Raw genomic sequence first — 658 nt, 5'->3', positions numbered from 1 at the left:
TCGGCACCGATCTTCCAGCCTTTAGCCAGCAATTGCTCCATTACATAGCGGTCACCGACAGCAGCACGAACAAATGGAATACCTAATTGCTTCAGGCCATTTTCCATACCTAGGTTAGTCATCAACGTACCAACCACGCCACCTTTTAGTTCACCACGACGCAAAGCATCACGTGCGATAATGTAAGCAATTTGGTCACCATCGACTTTATTACCTAAATGGTCAACCATGATGATACGGTCGCCGTCACCATCGAATGCAAGACCAAGATGAGCTTGCTCTTCTACAACGCGTTTTTGTAGCGCGCGAACGTCTGTAGCACCGACTTCTTCATTGATGTTGATACCATTTGGCTCAACACCCATCGCGATTACATCTGCACCAAGTTCTTTGAAGACATTTGGAGCAATATGGTAGGTAGCACCATGAGCGCAATCAACGACGATCTTTAAGTTAGAGAGACTTAGTGTCGATGGGAATGTGCTTTTACAGAACTCGATGTAACGACCTGCAGCATCATTTAAACGAGTCGCTTTGCCCAATTCAGAAGACTCAACACATTCAATGTCTTTGTCCAATTCAGCTTCGATAGCAAGCTCGATATCATCAGGCAATTTTGTACCCTCAGATGAGAAGAATTTAATACCGTTGTCGTAAT

Annotated in this window: 1 pseudogene; it reads right to left on the bottom strand. The window is 44.7% G+C overall.

Going from position 1 to position 658, the window contains the following annotated elements:
- Positions 1-658 (bottom strand): annotated as a pseudogene (gene glmM / locus R8O11_RS28400) (phosphoglucosamine mutase); the annotation flags it as partial.

The sequence above is a fragment of the Vibrio sp. 1288 genome, from assembly GCF_033344475.1.
Note: the sequence above shows the minus strand (reverse complement) of the source record. Positions and strands in the feature narration are given on the sequence as shown.